Source organism: Aquincola agrisoli (genome assembly GCF_036621135.1).
Lineage (GTDB): Bacteria > Pseudomonadota > Gammaproteobacteria > Burkholderiales > Burkholderiaceae_C > Aquincola > Aquincola agrisoli.
In genome coordinates this window covers 77,192-93,309 of sequence record NZ_JAZIBG010000048.1, presented here as the reverse complement: position 1 = coordinate 93,309, position 16,118 = coordinate 77,192, and the positions used below count along the sequence as shown (strand labels likewise).

Sequence of the window (16,118 nt, the reverse complement as noted above, 5' to 3'; positions counted from 1 at the left end):
GCGATCGCCCACAACCAACCACGACCCATCTCTACGTTGACAGAGGGACAACAAAAAGGCAGTCAGCAACGCTTTGGTTTAAGGGAACCAACTAGGCGGAGAAACGCGCATGCGAAGGGCTTCGCGCGCCGAGCGCGCCGGAGCGGGGCGCTATGGATGCCGGCTCGACTGGCAGGTCAGGCTGATCACGTTGCCGTCGGCGTCGAAGTCCTTCGGCACGCAGTTCGTCGGCTGCAGCGGCTGCTGCTGCGCCACCCAGTTCGGGCTGCCGGGCGGGCCGCAGGGCCCGAAGGCGCCGCTGGGGCAGCGGGTGCCGGCGGTGGTGATGACGGCGACGCTGCTGCCGCTGCCGAGCTGCGTGGCGGGCTGCGCGACCGCGAAGTACTCGTAGACCTGCGGCGCCTCGTAGTGCCCCGGGTCGGCCAGCACCTGGATGTAGACGGTCTGGCCGGCGGCCGGGGAGACCAGGCCGTCCTGCAGCACGGCGCAGCTCAGGTCGGCGCCCAGCAGGTTCGCGCCGACCAGGTAGGCGCCCGACAGCGTCGTCGATTGCACGCAGCTGGCCACCGTGCCGATCGGGCCCAGCCAGGCGTCGGTGAGGTTCGCGCCGGTCAGCTGCACGCTGGTCATGGTCGCGCCCTGCAGGTGGGCGCCGGTGAGGTCGAGTCCGGGCAGGTCCGCCGTGTTGAAGCTCGCGCCGTTCAGGAAGGCGCCGGCGCCGGTGGCCGTCGTGAGCGCGGGGTTCACGTTGAACCACGACACGCGGTCGAGCACGACCCCCGTCATGTGCGCGCCGGCGAGCCGCGTGTCGCGCATGTAGGAGCCGGCCAGCGTCGCCGCGCGGTAGGTGCCGTCACCCTCGAACCAGGCGCCCGACAGGTCGGCGCCGCCGAGGTTGGCCGGGTTCATCCGGGCATTGCGGAAGTAGGCGCCCGGCAGCGATGCGTTCTTGAGCGACGCGAACACGAGCGTCGCGCCGTTGAAGACAGCGGGACGCAGTTCGTCCGCGCTCGCGGCGTCGAGTACCGCGCGGGTCAGGTCGGCGCCGGTGAAGTCGGTGCCGTCGATCACCGCCCCGGCGAACGTCGCGCCGATGGCGCTCACGCCGGCCATCACCACGTCGTCGAACCGGGTGCCGTTCAGCGAGGCGCCATCGAGGACCGCCGTCGGGTAGCTGCCGCTGCCGTCGGGCAGCGGGCCGTCGCTCTGGAAGCTCGCCTGCGTCAGCACCGCGCCGTCGAAACGCGTGCCTTTCAGGTGGGCGCTGGCGAAGTACGCCCGCGCCAGCCGCGTGTTGCTGAGGTCGGTGCCGGTGAGCTCGGCATGCGAGAAGTCGGCGTCGTTCAGCGACGCGCCGGCCAGGTCCAGGCCGCTCAGGTCCGCCCCTTGGAAGCTGCAGCCGTTGCAGGCGTTGGTGGAGATCAGCGTCGTGGTGCTTTCTGCCGGCGTGCCGATCTCGATCAGCATCGAGCGCCCCTGCGGGCTGTTGACGCCGTTGTAGTCGAACCATCGCCCCGGTTGCGTGAGGCTGGTGCCGGTGGCCTTGCCGAACTGGCTGCGCGCGCCGCGGAAGCCGGTTTCGGCATAGACGCGCACCGTCGTGCCCGCGCCCACCTCCATCAACTGGTACGTGTAGTTGATGCCGGCCGCGATGGCGCCCGACAGCAGCAGGTCGCTGCAGGCGCCGTGGACGACGAAGGGCTTCAGCGCCGTGCCCACGAGCATCACCGTGCCGCGCACGATGCTGCTGCTGTTGACGTACGGCAGCGTCGGGCAGGCCGGCGCCGGCGCGGCCACCGCGAGCCGGCGTGCGCGTGCGGCCGCGGCCTGGGGCGAGGCCTGCGGCGTCAGGAAGACCAGCTCGCGGTGGCCCGCGCGCCCGGCGCCCCGGCGCAGCGTTGCCACGTAGCGGCCCGCGGGCATCGACACGCGGGTGCAGCCGCTGCCTTCCTCGAGGTGCAGCACCTGCCGGCCGGAGGCCCGCTCGCGCAGCGTGAAGGTGTGCGGGCCGCCTGGGCCGCCCTGCGGCGGCGCATCGCCGTGCCAGCAGTAGGTGCGCTCGCCGCCGGCCGGATGGTCGTACGGCACGGTGGCCGAACCCGCGGCCGCGGCGCCCCGCTGTTCGGCGCTCGCCTCGCCGCTCCACAACGCGACGAGCACGCTGTCGCCCGGGTTGGCGACACGGGCCGCATCGGCCAGCAGCGCACGGTCGCTGTGGAAGCTGAAGGGGCTGGACTGCGGCCCGGCCGGCTCGGCGCCGTCGTCGCCGCTCCCGCTGCCGCCGCCGCCGTCGCCGCAACCGGCCAGCGTGAGCGCCGCGGCGGCTCCGCACGCCGCGGCCCGCCGGCACGCCGATCGCGCGGCGGGTCTCATGGCGCCGGCAACGAAGGTTGCCACACGCTCACCGTCGGCTCGACGATGGGGCTGCCCTTCAGCGTCTCGTAGTTCAGCGTGTAGAGCCCGCGGAACTTGTCCACCGTCATGCGGGCGGCGGCGATGCCGGTGTTGCGCATGATGTGTCCTCCGGTGTTGCTGTCGTAGACGTCGAGCCGGTAATCGGAGACCTGCGTGCCCGCGCCGGTGTGCGACAGCACGTACAGCAGGTTGGTCGGCTCGATGCAGATGTCCAGCCAGGTCACCGCGGCGGTGTCGGGCACCAGCGGCAGGGTGCTCAGCCGGCCGTTGCTGAAGAAGCGCCACGGCTTGCCGTCGAAGTCGAAGGCCTTCACGCTCTTCTGCGCACCGCCCTGCAGCACGAGCACGGCGCCGCCGTCGGCGATCGTCAGCGCGCTCGGGTTCAGCATCAGCGCATCGCTGCCTTCGCCGCGCCCGCTGAACACCTTGGCGTTGTTGACAACGTCGGCGTCGGCCGACGGCGCGTTCGGCAGCACGAGCACGGCGAGCTTGTGGTAGCGCTTCGAGATCCCGACGACTCGCGGGCGCAGCCCCTTGTTGTAGACCGCCATGCGGTCGATGGGCAGCCGGAAGCGGCCCCAGCTCTGCGTCGGGTGCATCGCCACCGGGGTGCTGTTGTCGAGCACGATGCGCCGCAGGTGGTACTCCGGGTCCACGTCGCTGATGCGCACCGGGTCGAGGAAGAAGTGCCGGCCGTTCGGGTCGCCGACGCGCACCGTGCCGTCGTAGGCGATGGCGCTGGTCGCCGGGGTGCCGCAGCCGCGGGCCTTCACCCCCGGCGTCGGGTCGAACGCGAGGCTGACGTTGCGGAAGTTCCAGAGCTGGCCCGTGGTGCCGCCGTTGCAGCTCGCCACGCCGGGTGAACTCGCGAGCCACGCGTAGCCGATCATCCCGCCCGGCAGCCACAGCGTGATGTTGCCGGGCTCGCAGAGCCCGCCCGTGCCGCAGGCCAGCGGTTCGAGCGCCGGTGGCGTCTTCGTGTAGCTCCACTGGTAGTGGCCGGATGCGTAGCGCAGCACCTGGTGGTGGTCGTAGTGCGTCGTCGCGGTGATCGGCACGGGGTTCTCGATCAGCACCACCTCCACCATCAGGCTGCCGCTGGCAGGCGTCTTGTTGAGGAAGAACACGTCGCCGGCCTGGGGCTTGCCGTCGGCGTCGAGCACGCGCTGGCCGTTCACGTCGACCGCCGCGCTGTGCGCGAGCACGAAGCCGTTGGCCGCCACCACCTGCACGGTGACGCAGGCCGCCGCCCCGGTGGCCGGCACGGCGGCGACCGGTATGTCGCGCAGGGTCGCGCCGTCGATCTGGCCGATCGGCACGATGGTGGAGGGCTCCATCGCCTTGTCGCCCGCGGTGACCTGGACGATGACGTTGAACGAGTTCGACGGGAAGGCGTTGTGGTCGGGGTCGGGCTTGACGCGCACGGTGACGGTGTGCGTGAACGAGACCGTGTTGCTGATCACCATCGGGTTGGCGCAGATCTCCGCCGTCGTCGCGAGCATCGCCGCGCCGGTGCCGGCGATCGACACGGCCCGCAGCACCCAGCCGGCGAAGGGCACGCCTTCCTCGATCTCCTCCGCGCTGAACTCGCCGACGATCCACTCCCACAGCTCCGGCGAGAAGCGCTCCAGCGGGATCAGCAGGAAGTTCTGCACCATCGCGGCGAAGAGGCTGGTCAGCGTGCCGGCCAGCCCGATTTGGTTCTTGGTCTCCTCGCCCTCGGCGGCCATGTAAATCCCGAGGCCGGCTGACAGCGTCTTCAGCCAGATGCCCGGCTTGTTGACGATCAGGTCGACCAGCGAGGCGGTCGAGTTGATCCCGGTGCCCTTGGTGAGGAACCAGGCGGGCATGGCGTACTGGATCACGGCGGTCATCACCGCGCCGGCCCAGGTCGCGCGGTCGAGGGGCACGTCGCCGTAGAAGCCCGGGCCGATGAGGCTGATGCGCACCTGCGAGGCGCCGGCCGGCAGGCGCAGGCCGATCTGGTAGGGGAAGGGGATCGGGATGCCGAAGATCGCCGGCGGGCTGCTGATCATGTCGTAGAACACCAGCGTGTCGGTCTCCAGCGTCGATGCGCCGGGGATGCCGCCCAGCACGTCGCTGCCGTTCGCGGCGATGGGCACGCCGTCGGCGTTCAGGTATTCGAGGTACAGCCCGTACCACACGTAGTTCATGTTCAGGATGCGCAGGCTGAACTGCCCGGCCGCCGGCCCGACCTGCTGCCCGTAGAACAGCACGTTGTGGTGGTAGCCGAGGGCGCTGAAGCTCACGTTCTGGTCCGCCGCCCCCAGCACCGGGGGCGCGGCCGGCGCGCCGCCGTCGGCCACCAGCGGCGTGGGGTTGGGCGCGGGCAGGCCCGCGGTGTCGATGGGGTCGCCGTGGTAGAGCACCTCGTACTGCTGGCCGTCGAGCGAGGCGTCGTTGTGCACCGACTGCACGATCGCGGCGATGGCCGGCTGCAGGTCGGTGCTGGTCTTGTCGCTGTAGACGTAGTCGAAGGTCGGGTCGCCCTGAGAATCGCGGATCGGGCTGCCGTCCTCGTTGAGCCGCGGCGCCAGCACCGCCCAGCCGTCGGGCGTGCCGTCGCGGTGCTCGTAGGCCGGGCCCTGCATGCAGATCGACAGCGACAGGTTGTCGACCGCCGCCGCCTGCTCGCCGTCCATGAGCGCCTCGACCTGGGCCGAGACCTCCGAGTCGAGCGTCATGATGTCCGGGTAGTGCGTGATCAGCGCCTTCGCCGTGCTGCGGCCGGTGAGGAAGTCGTCCTCGATCTGGTCCGTCACGCAGCAGAACTCGCTGGCGGGGCAGGTGGGCGGGCCGGCCTGCGTCGCGCCCAGCCCGCGCGCCCGCCGCGCCTTCACCCGCGCGGCGAGCGGGATGTGCATCGCCACCAGCGCCACGCCGTGGCCGCGGGCGCGGTTGAAGGTGGTCACGTGCAGCCGCTGCTGCTGCACCGCGCTGACGGCCACGCCGTCCACGTAATGCGTGAGGTGGCCGTCGGGCACCTGCGCCAGCCGCGGCCGCGCCAGGCGCAGCGCGCGGCGCGTCGCCTCGGTGTGGCGTTGCAGGGCATAGCGCCGGCCGCCCACGCGCAGCACCGCGTCGTCGCCCTCGGGCAGGAAGAACAGGTCGAGGTGGAACGACTTGACGTCCGATCCGGCGGGCGGCGGCAGCGGCGCGTCGTCGCCCGGCCCGCCGTCGCCGCCGCAGGCCGCCAGCAGGCCGCCTGCCGTCCAGCCCATGCCCAGGCTCATCAGCGCCTGGGTGAGTTGCCTTCGCGTGATCGCCATGGCCGCTCCTCGCGCTCCGCACCGGGGGCTGCTTGTACGCCGCTGGCCCCGGGCGCGCAGGCGTACAAATCCCAGGCCCGGTTTGGGATCCATGGACTAAACGCGGTGCGCCCCGGCGGCTGCATCCCTAGCTTCGCCATCAGAATGCCGGCGTGGTGTGGAACAACGAAGGGATGCACATGGATTCGCAAGCCGGCGCGGCAGCGCCGCAGAACGAGGCGCCGCGCATGAAGGTCTGCATCGTCGGCGCGGGCGCGATCGGCGGCTTCATCGGCACGCGGCTGGCGCTGGAGGGCAGCACCCAGGTCAGCGCCGTCGCGCGCGGGGCCACGCTGGCGGCGCTGCGCGAGCACGGCTGGCGGCTGCACAGCGGCGGCATGCTGGTGCGGGCGCCGGCGGAGGCCACCGACCGGCCGGCCGAGCTGGGCGTGCAGGACCTCGTCGTCATCGCCGTCAAGGGTCCGGCGCTCACCGCGGTGGCCGCCGGCCTGGCGCCGCTGCTCGGCCCGCACACCGTGGTGCTGCCGGCGATGAACGGCGTGCCCTGGTGGTTCTGCCAGGGGCGGCCGGGCTTCGGGTCGGCACCGCTGGCCAGCGTCGATCCGGGCGGTGCGATCGCCCGTGCGATCCCGCTGCGGCAGGTGGTGGGCTGCGTGGTGCATGCCAGCGCCTCGACGGCCGAGCCAGGCGTGGTGCGGCACGGCGTGGGCCTGGGGCTGATCGTCGGCGAGCCGGCCGGCGGCCTGAGCGAGCGCGCGCAGCGCATCGCCGGGCTGCTGGGCCGCGCGGGCTTCGAGGCCCGGGCCTCGGCCGATGTGCGCCACGACATCTGGTTCAAGCTGTGGGGCAACCTGACGATGAACCCGGTGGCCGCCCTCACCGGCGCCACCATCGACCGCGTGCTCGCCGACCCGCTGGTGCGCGGCTTCTGCTCCGCGGCGATGGCGGAGGCCGCGGCGATCGGCGAGCGCATCGGCTGCGCGGTGGCCCAGACGCCCGAGGACCGGCACGCGTTGACCGCGCGGCTCGGCGCGGTCAAGCCCTCGATGCTGCAGGACGTCGAGGCCGGCCGCCCGGTGGAGCTGGACGCGATCGTCGCCGCGGTGCAGGAGATCGGCCGGCACGTGGGCGTGGCCACGCCCTGCATCGATGCGCTGCTGGGCCTCGCCCGGCTGCATGCGCAGGTGCGCGGGCTGTACCCGCGCGGGGCCTGAGGCTGTGCGGTTGACCTGGATCAAGCGCCCCGGCCACCCACCCCTTTAGGCTCAGCGCCGCCCAGGGCGATCCCTGGAGTCTGAAGGAGCGGGATGACACCGACGCCGCGCGCGTCCACCGCCTGGTCTGAACCGACGCAGGTGCCGGGCCTCGCCGCGCTGGCCCTCGCGATGCTGGCGGGCTGCGCCTCGGTGGCCCCGCCGCCCGTGGTGCCGCCGCTGCCGGTGCCGGCCGCTTACCCCGAGGCCGCCCCCGCGGCGGCCGGTGCCGCGGACGCCGCCGGGCTGGCCTGGCGGCAGGCCTTCGGCGACGCGCAGCTGCAGCGGCTCGTCGTGCTGGCGCTCGCGAACAACCGCGACCTGCGCCGCGCCGTGCTGCGTGTGCAGGAGGCGCGTACCGCCTACGGCCTGCAGCGGGCCGATGCCCTGCCTGCGCTGGCCGTGTCCGCCGAGGCCAGCCGCGCACGCCTGCCGGGCGACCTCAACGCCAGCGGCCGGCCGGTGACCGCCGGCGAGTACCGAGCGGGCCTGGGGCTGGCCGCGTGGGAGCTGGATTTCTGGGGTCGCGTGCGCAGCCTGCAGGCGGCCGCGCTGGAACGCTACCTCGCCAGCGACGCCGCGCGCCGCGCTCTCACGATGGTGCTGGTCACGCAGGTGGCCCAGGGCTACCTCGTGCTGCGCGAGCTCGACGAGCGTGTCGCGCTGGCCGGGCAGACCGTGCGCAGCCGCGATGAATCGCTGCGGATCTTCCGGCGTCGCTTCGAGGTCGGCGCGGTCTCCCGGCTGGAGCTGGCCCAGGTGCAGACGCTGGCCACGCAGGCCCGCGCGCTGGCCGCGCAGCTGGCGCAGGCCCGTGCGGCGCAGGCCCACGCGCTGGCCCTGCTGGTCGGCGCGCCGATCGAGCTGCCGGCCGACGGCAGCCGCCTGGACGATGCCTCGACGGTGCCGCCGCTGCGCGCCGGCCTGCCGTCGGACCTGCTGCAGGACCGGCCCGACATCGTCGCCGCGGAGCACCGCCTGCGGGCCGCGCAGGCGGACATCGGCGCGGCGCGCGCGGCGTTCTTCCCGCGCATCACGCTCACCGGCAGCGTGGGCACGGCCAGCGCGGCGCTCGACGGCCTCTTCGCCTCCGGCAGCCGGGCCTGGGCCTTTGCGCCGAGCGTGCTGCTGCCGGTCTTCGACGGCGGGCGGCGGCAGGCCGGCCTCGACCTGGCCGCACTGCGCCGCGACCTGGCCGTGGCCGATTACGAGACCGCCGTGCAGACCGCGTTCCGCGAGGTCGCGGATGCCCTCTCGGCGCAGCGCTGGCTGGGCGAGCAGCTGCTCGCCGAACGCGAGGCGCTGGCGTCGCAGGCCGAGCGCGCCCGGCTCGCGCAGCTGCGCTACGACGCCGGGTCGGCCACCTTCCTCGAAGTGCTCGATGCGCAACGCGACCTGCTGGCCGCCGGCCAGCAGCTGGTGCAGACGCAGCGTGCACTGCTCTCCGCCCGCGTGGCGCTGTATGCCGCGCTGGGCGGGGGCTCGCGCGAGGTCGCCGCCACCGATCCGCCGCCCGGCCCGCCCGCCGCGTCGGCGCACGCACCGCCGTGATGAACCCTCTCCTGCGCAACCGCCTGCTGCCCGCGGCCATCGTGCTGGCGCTGGCCGTGGCCGGCTACTCGGCGTGGCAGCAGCGCCAGCCCCGCGGGCCGGGCGAAGGCTTCGCGAGCGGCAACGGCCGCATCGAGGCCACCGAGGTCGACGTCGCCACCCAGCTGCCCGGCCGGCTGCAGGAGATCCTGGTCGAGGAGGGCGCCTTCGTCAAGGCAGGGCAGCCGCTCGCGCGGATGCGGGTGCAGTCGCTGGAGGCCCAGCGCGACGAGGCCCGTGCCCGGCAGCAGCAGGCCGTGACCGGCGTGGCGGCGGCCGATGCCCAGGTGGCCATGCGCACGAGCGACAAGCACTCGGTCGAGGCCACCGTCGCGCAGCGCGAGAGCGAGCTCGATGCGGCCCGGCGCCGGCTGGCCCGCTCCGAGACGCTGGCGCGCGAGGGCGCCTCGTCGGTGCAGGAGCTGGACGACGACCGCGCCCGGGTGCGCAACGCGCAGGCCGCGCTCGGTGCGGCGCGCGCGCAGGTCGCCGCGGCCCAGGCCGCGATCGATGCGGCACGCGCCCAGCACGTGGGCGCGGTGTCGGCGGTCGCAGCGGCCGAGGCCACCATCGCGCGCATCGAATCGGACATCGCCGACAGCCTGCTCACCGCACCGCGGGACGGGCGCGTGCAGTACCGCGTCGCGCAGCCGGGCGAGGTGCTGGCCGGCGGCGGCAAGGTGATGAACCTGGTCGATCTGTCGGACGTCTACATGAGCTTCTTCCTGCCCGAGACCGTCGCCGGCCGGGTGGCGCTGGGCAGCGAGGTGCGGCTGCTGCTGGACGCGGCGCCGGGCTACGTGATCCCGGCCCGGGTCAGCTTCGTCGCGGCCACCGCGCAGTTCACGCCCAAGACGGTGGAGACCGCCAGCGAGCGGCAGAAGCTGATGTTCCGCGTCAAGGCGCGCATCGACCGGGCGCTGCTGCTGGAGCATCTCGACCAGGTCAAGACCGGCGTGCCCGGCGTGGCCTGGGTGCGGGTCGACCCGCAGCGCCCCTGGCCCGCCGAGCTGGCGGTGAACGTGGGCCGCTGAGCGCCATCCGGCCCTGCACGACGTGGACGACGCCGACCCGCCCGTGGCCCCCGAGCCGCCCGCCGGCGCGCCAGTGGTGAGCCTGCGCGGCGTGCGGTTCGCGTATGGCAGGACCGTCGCGCTGCGCGGCGTGGACCTCGACGTGCCGGCCGGCTGCACCGTCGGGTTGATCGGGCCGGACGGGGTGGGCAAGTCCAGCCTGCTGTCGCTGATCGCCGGGGCGCGTGCGGTACAGCAGGGCACGGTGGAGGCGCTGGGCGGCAGCATGGCCGAGCGGCGCCACCGCGAGGCCGTGTGCCCGCGCGTGGCCTACATGCCGCAGGGCCTGGGCCGCAACCTCTACCCGACGCTGTCGGTCGAGGAGAACCTGCAGTTCTTCGCGCGCCTCTTCGGCCACGACGCGGCCGAGCGCCGGCGCCGCATCGACGACCTGACCGGCAGCACCGGCCTGCATCCCTTCCTCGGCCGGCCGGCGGGCAAGCTCTCGGGCGGCATGAAGCAGAAGCTCGGGCTGTGTTGCGCGCTGATCCACGACCCCGACCTGCTGATCCTCGACGAGCCGACGACCGGCGTCGACCCGCTGGCGCGGGCCCAGTTCTGGGAGCTGATCGGCCGCATCCGGCAGGCCCGGCAGCAGGCAGGCATCCCGGTGACCGTGCTGGTCGCGACCGCCTACATGGACGAGGCCCAGCGTTTCGATCGCCTGGTGGCGATGGACGACGGCCAGGTGCTGGCGAGCGACACGCCGGCCGGGCTGCTGGCCAGCACGGGCAGCGCCTCGCTCGAGGAGGCCTTCGTCCACCTGCTGCCCGAGGACAAGAAGCGCGGCCACGCGCCGGTGCGCATCCCGCCGCTGCAGGCCGACGAGCACGACATCGCGATCGAGGCGAGGGAGCTGACGATGCGCTTCGGCGACTTCGTCGCCGTCGACCGCGTGAGCTTCCGCATCCGCCGCGGCGAGATCTTCGGCTTCCTCGGCTCCAACGGCTGCGGCAAGTCGACGACGATGAAGATGCTGACCGGCCTGCTGCCTGCGAGCGAAGGGCAGGCACGGCTCTTCGGCGAGGCGGTCGACCCGCGCCGCATCGACACGCGGCGCCGGGTCGGCTACATGTCGCAGGCGTTCTCGCTGTACGGCGAGCTGACGGTGCGCCAGAACCTGGAGCTGCACGCACGGCTCTTCCACGTGCCCGAGTCGGAGATGCCGCGGCGCGTGCAGGAGATGCTGGAGCGATTCTCGCTCGCGGCGGTACAGGGCAGCCTGCCGGAAAGCCTGCCGCTGGGCATGCGCCAGCGCCTGTCGCTCGCGGTGGCGATGGTGCACCGCCCGGAACTGCTGATCCTCGACGAGCCCACCTCCGGCGTGGACCCGGTCGCGCGCGACGGCTTCTGGCGGCTGCTGGCCGAGCTGTCGCGGCGCGACAAGGTCACGATCTTCCTGTCGACCCACTTCATGAACGAGGCCGAGCGCTGCGACCGCATGTCGATGATGCATGCCGGCAAGGTGCTCGACAGCGACACCCCCGCGGCGCTCGTGGCGCGGCGCGGCGCCGCGTCGCTGGAGGAGGCCTTCATCGGCTACCTGGTCGAGGCCGGCGGTGCTGCACCCGTCGCGCCGGCCCCCGTGCTCCCGGCGCCCGGCGGGCCGGCGCCGCACCCGGCGCGGCCGGCCCGCTTCAGCCTGCGGCGGCTGTGGAGCTACGTGTGGCGCGAGGCGCTGGAACTGCAGCGCGACCCCGTGCGTGCCACGCTGGCGCTTGGCGGCTCGCTGATCCTCATGGTCGTGATCGGCTTCGGCATGTCGATGGACGTGGAGAACCTCACCTACGCGGTGCTCGACCGCGACCAGACCACGCTGAGCCGCGACTACACGCTGAACCTGTCGGGCTCGCGCTACTTCGTCGAGAAGCCCCCGATCGCGGACGACCAGGACATGGACCGCCGCATGCGCAGCGGCGAGCTGTCGCTGGCCATCGAGATCCCGCCGGGCTTCGCGCGCGATGCGATGCGCGGCAGCCCGGTGCAGGTCGGGGCGTGGATCGACGGCGCCATGCCGCAGCGGGCCGAGACCGTGCAGGGCTATGTGCAGGGCATGCACCAGCACTGGCTCGCCGAGCAGGCCCGCGCGCGCGGGCTCGCCCCGCAGGCCGCCGGCGCGCAGGTGGAAACGCGCTTCCGCTACAACCCCGACGTGAAGAGCCTGCCCGCGATGGTGCCGGCCGTGATCCCGATGCTGCTGCTGATGATGCCGGCGATGCTCACCGCGCTGGCCGTGGTGCGCGAGAAGGAGCTGGGCTCCATCGTCAACCTCTACGTCACGCCGGTCACGCGCAGCGAGTTCCTGCTCGGCAAGCAGCTGCCCTACGTGGCGCTGGCGATGTTGAACTTCGGGCTGATGAGCCTGATGGCCGTCACGCTCTTCGGCGTGCCGGTCACCGGCAGCTTCCCGGTGCTGGCGCTCGGCGCCTTCGTCTTCTGCCTCGCGTCCACCGGCATGGGCCTGCTGGCCTCGGCCGTCACCCGCAGCCAGATCGCCGCGATGTTCTTCGCGATGATCGGCACGATGATCCCCGTGGTGCAGTACGCCGGGCTGCTGAACCCGGTGACCTCGCTGAGCGGCCCGGCGCGCCTGATCGGCGAGATGTACCCGGCCACCCACATGATCACCATCAGCCGCGGCGTGTTCAGCAAGGCGCTGGGGCTCGGCGATCTGCACGGCGCGTTCTGGCCGCTGGCGGCCAGCGTGCCGGTGATCGTCTGCGCGGCCATCGCGCTGCTGAAGAAGCAGGACGCCTGATGCGCCGCCATCTCGCCAACCTCTACCGCCTGGGCGTGAAGGAGCTGTGGAGCCTGTGGCGCGACCCGACGATGCTGGTGCTGATCGTCTTCAGCTTCACCGTGTCGATCCACCTGGCGGCCACCTCGATGCCGGAGACGCTGCACAACGCGCCGATCGCCATCGTCGACGAGGACGACTCGCCGCTGTCGGTGCGCATCGCCGCGGCCTTCTACCCGCCAGCCTTCATGCCGCCGGCACGCATCACGCTGCGGGAGATGGATGCCGGCATGGACGCCGGCCTCTACACCTTCGTGCTCAACATCCCGCCGGGCTTCCAGCGCGAAGTGCTGGCCGGCCGCAGCCCGGCGCTGCAGCTCAACGTCGACGCCACCCGCATGAGCCAGGCCTTCGCGGGCAGCGGCTCGGTGCAGCAGATCGTGCTCGGCGAGGTGGCCGAGTTCGTGCAGCGTTACCGGGGCGCCGCCGCGCCGCCGGTGGAGCTCGCGCTGCGCGCGCGCTTCAATCCGGCGCTGGACAGGGCCTGGTTCGGCAGCCTGATGGAGATCATCAACCACATCACGATGGTGTCCATCATCCTGACCGGTGCGGCGCTGATCCGCGAACGCGAGCACGGCACGATCGAGCACCTGCTGGTCATGCCGGTGACACCGGCCGAGATCATGCTGGCCAAGGTGTGGTCGATGGGGCTGGTGGTGCTGGTGGCGTCCGCGCTGTCGCTGAACCTGGTGGTGCGGGGCGCGCTGCAGGTGCCCATCGAGGGCTCGCTGCCGCTGTTCTTCTGCGGCAGCGCGCTGCACCTCTTCGCCACCAGCTCGATGGGCATCTTCATGGCGACGATCGCCCGCAGCATGCCGCAGTTCGGCCTGCTGATGGTGCTGACGATGATGCCGCTGCAGATGCTCTCCGGCGCCAGCACCCCGCGGGAGAGCATGCCCGCGCTGGTGCAGGACCTGATGCTGGCCGCGCCGACCACGCACTTCGTCGAGCTGGGCCAGGCCATCCTGTACCGTGGCGCGGGGCTGCAGGTGGTGTGGCCCCAGTTCGCAGCGCTGCTGGCGATCGGCAGCGTGCTGTTCCTGTTGTCGCTGCGGCGATTCCGCAAGACCATCAGCCAGATGACATGACCAACACCCTGCGCAACCGGACCTTCGACGAGATCGCCGTAGGCGACAGCGCCAGCATCGAGCGCACGCTCAAGCCCGAGGACATCCAGCTCTTTGCGGTGATGTCCGGCGACGTCAACCCCGCGCACCTGGACGCGGCCTACGCCGACGCCGCGGGCCGGCAGGGCGTGATCGCGCACGGCATGTGGGGCGGGGCGCTGATCTCCGCCGTGCTGGGCACGCGCCTGCCGGGGCCAGGCACGGTGTACCTCTCGCAGACGCTGGCCTTCCGCGCACCGGTGCGCATCGGCGACACGCTGACGATCCGCGTCGAGGTGACGGCCAAGTCAGAGGCCGGCCGCCGCGTGACGCTGGCCTGCACCGGCGTCAACCAGCGCGGCGAGACGGTCATCGACGGCGAGGCCGGGGTGGCGGCGCCGGCCGAGCGGATCGAGCGTGCCGCCGCCACGCTGCCGGAGGTGCGGTTGTCGGCCGGCAGCGGCCTGCCACGCCTGCTGGAGCACGTGCGGCCGCTGGGGGCGATCCGCGTGGCCGTCGTGCACCCCTGCGACGTGCTGAGCCTGGGCGGCGCGCTCGACGCCCGGGCGGCCGGGCTGATCGATCCGGTGCTGGTGGCGCCGCGCGCCCGGCTGGAGGCGCTGGCCGCGGAGGCGGGGCTCGACCTCGCGGGCCTCCCCATCGAGGACGTGCCGCACAGCCATGCGGCCGCGCAGCATGCCGCCGGCATGGCGGGCAAGGGGCAGGTGGAGGCGCTGATGAAGGGCAGCCTGCACACCGACGAACTGATGGGCGCCGTGCTCGACGCCGCCGCCGGCCTGCGCACCAAGCGGCGGCTGAGCCACTGCTTCCTGATGCAGACGCCGGCCTATCCGCGTCCCTTCATCATCACCGACGCCGCGGTCAACATCGCCCCCACGCTCGCCGAGAAGGCCGACATCGTGCGCAACGCGATCGAGCTGGCGCATGCGATCGGCGTGCAGCGCCCCCGCGTGGCCATCCTGGCGGCGGTGGAGACCGTCAACCCGAACATGCCCGCCACGCTGGATGCCGCCGCGCTGTGCAAGATGGCCGACCGCGGCCAGATCGCCGGAGCGGTCCTCGACGGGCCGCTGGCCTTCGACAACGCCGTATCGGCCGCCGCCGCGCGGGTCAAGGGCATCGATTCCCCGGTGGCCGGCCAGGCGGACGTGCTGGTGGTGCCCGACCTGGAAAGCGGCAACATGCTGGCCAAGCAGCTGGAGTACATGGGCGATGCGGCCACCGCCGGCATCGTGCTGGGCGCGAAGGTGCCCATCGTGCTGACCAGCCGCGCCGATTCGCGCGAGACGCGCATCGCCTCCTGCGCCGTCGCCGTGCTGCTGGCGCACCACTACCGGGCCACGCCGCCATGAACGACGACGCCTACATCCTCGTGCTGAACTGCGGCTCGTCGAGCATCAAGTTCGGCCTGTTCGCCACGGGGGCCGGCGGGCCGCCGCGGCAGCCCGCCTGGAACGGCAAGGTGCAGGGCATCGGCGGGCCGGCGCCCGACTTCGGCGCCAGCAGCGTGCCGGTGGCGCCGGTGGTGCTCGATGCACGGCGGCCGTACCCGGCGGCGCTGGAGGTCATCCGCGGGCACGTGCTGCAGTGGCTGGCCGGGCGGCGGATCGCCGCGGTGGCGCACCGCGTGGTGCACGGCGGCAGCCGCTACTTCGCGCCGGTGCGGATCGATGCGCGGGTGCTGGACGACCTGCAAGCCCTGGTCCCGCTGGCGCCGCTGCACCAGCCCTTCGCGCTGGAGGCGATGCGCATCCTGCTGGCGGAGCAGCCCGGGCTGCCGCAGGTCGCGTGCTTCGACACGGCCTTCCACCACACCGTGCCGCGGGTGGAGCAGATGCTGCCGCTGCCCTACACGGCCTGGGAGCGCGGCCTGCGCCGCTATGGCTTCCACGGCCTGTCGTACGAATACATGGCCGTGGCGCTGGCGGAGCGCCACGGCGATGCGGCGCGCGGCCGCACGCTCGTGGCCCACCTCGGCAGCGGCGCCAGCCTGTGCGCCATGCAGGGGCTGCGCAGCGTGGCGACGACGATGGGCTTCTCGGCGCTCGACGGCCTGATGATGGGCACGCGCACCGGCGCCCTCGACCCCGGTGCGGTGATCTACCTGATGGAGATCGAGAAGCTGACGCTGGCGCAGGTGGGCCACGTGCTGTACCACGAGTCGGGGCTGCTCGGGGTCTCGGGCCTGTCGTCGGACCCGCGGGCGCTGCTGGCCCGCGAAGGCGACGGCAGCGCCGAGGGCGAGCGCGCGCGCATGGCGCTCGCGCTCTACGTGCGCCGCATCGTGCGCGAGATCGGCGCGCTGGTCGCGGTGCTCGGCGGGCTCGACCTGCTGGTGTTCACCGCCGGCATCGGCGAGCACAGCACGGCCCTGCGCGGGCGCGTGTGCGCGGCGCTCGGCTACCTGGGCGTGGCACTCGACGACGCCGCCAATGCCTCCCATGCGCCCGTGATCTCCACCGCCGCCAGCGCCGTGCGCGTGGGCGTGGAGCCTACGAACGAGGAGTGGATCGCGGCGCGCCATGCGGCGGCGATCCTGCGCCTGCCCGTCGGCTGAGGCCCGTCTCCCTTCT

General features: G+C 73.0%; 9 protein-coding genes. 7 read left to right on the top strand and 2 right to left on the bottom strand.

The annotated features are described in order from the left end of the window. Nucleotides 1-150: 150 nt before the first annotated feature. Both V4F39_RS22290 and V4F39_RS22285 read right to left on the bottom strand, forming a co-directional pair. On the bottom strand, nucleotides 151-2,373 hold the full coding sequence (locus V4F39_RS22290; protein ID WP_332292206.1) for a pentapeptide repeat-containing protein: 2,223 nt from the start codon (nucleotides 2,371-2,373) through the stop codon (nucleotides 151-153). Further along, complete coding sequence (locus V4F39_RS22285) at nucleotides 2,370-5,705, bottom strand: hypothetical protein (RefSeq protein ID WP_332292204.1); 3,336 nt, start codon at nucleotides 5,703-5,705, stop codon at nucleotides 2,370-2,372. The genes V4F39_RS22290 and V4F39_RS22285 overlap by 4 nt, the downstream gene beginning before the upstream one ends. 227 nt (nucleotides 5,706-5,932) lie before the next feature. Here V4F39_RS22285 and V4F39_RS22280 point away from each other — a divergent pair, with 227 nt between their 5' ends. The 7 genes from V4F39_RS22280 (at nucleotide 5,933) to V4F39_RS22250 (ending at nucleotide 16,102) form a co-directional block, all read left to right on the top strand. Beyond that, nucleotides 5,933-6,919 carry a 2-dehydropantoate 2-reductase gene (locus tag V4F39_RS22280; RefSeq protein ID WP_332292334.1) on the top strand — a complete coding sequence of 329 codons (987 nt, stop codon included), beginning with the start codon at nucleotides 5,933-5,935 and terminating at the stop codon, nucleotides 6,917-6,919. Between the two features lie 93 nt (nucleotides 6,920-7,012). After that, on the top strand, nucleotides 7,013-8,509 hold the full coding sequence (locus V4F39_RS22275; protein ID WP_332292203.1) for an efflux transporter outer membrane subunit: 1,497 nt from the start codon (nucleotides 7,013-7,015) through the stop codon (nucleotides 8,507-8,509). Beyond that, complete coding sequence (locus V4F39_RS22270) at nucleotides 8,509-9,582, top strand: HlyD family secretion protein (RefSeq protein WP_332292202.1); 1,074 nt, start codon at nucleotides 8,509-8,511, stop codon at nucleotides 9,580-9,582. The genes V4F39_RS22275 and V4F39_RS22270 overlap by 1 nt, the downstream gene beginning before the upstream one ends. Nucleotides 9,583-9,604: 22 nt before the next feature. Next, the gene (gene rbbA, locus V4F39_RS22265; protein ID WP_332292200.1) at nucleotides 9,605-12,379 is read left to right on the top strand and encodes a ribosome-associated ATPase/putative transporter RbbA; all 2,775 of its coding nucleotides are present in this window, start codon (nucleotides 9,605-9,607) and stop codon (nucleotides 12,377-12,379) included. Then, the gene (locus V4F39_RS22260) at nucleotides 12,379-13,506 is read left to right on the top strand and encodes an ABC transporter permease (protein ID WP_332292199.1); all 1,128 of its coding nucleotides are present in this window, start codon (nucleotides 12,379-12,381) and stop codon (nucleotides 13,504-13,506) included. The genes rbbA and V4F39_RS22260 overlap by 1 nt, the downstream gene beginning before the upstream one ends. Continuing rightward, the gene (locus tag V4F39_RS22255) at nucleotides 13,503-14,897 is read left to right on the top strand and encodes a bifunctional enoyl-CoA hydratase/phosphate acetyltransferase (protein WP_332292197.1); all 1,395 of its coding nucleotides are present in this window, start codon (nucleotides 13,503-13,505) and stop codon (nucleotides 14,895-14,897) included. The genes V4F39_RS22260 and V4F39_RS22255 overlap by 4 nt, the downstream gene beginning before the upstream one ends. After that, nucleotides 14,894-16,102 carry an acetate/propionate family kinase gene (locus V4F39_RS22250; RefSeq protein ID WP_332292196.1) on the top strand — a complete coding sequence of 403 codons (1,209 nt, stop codon included), beginning with the start codon at nucleotides 14,894-14,896 and terminating at the stop codon, nucleotides 16,100-16,102. Before V4F39_RS22255 ends, V4F39_RS22250 begins: the two co-directional genes overlap by 4 nt. Nucleotides 16,103-16,118 lie beyond the last annotated feature (16 nt).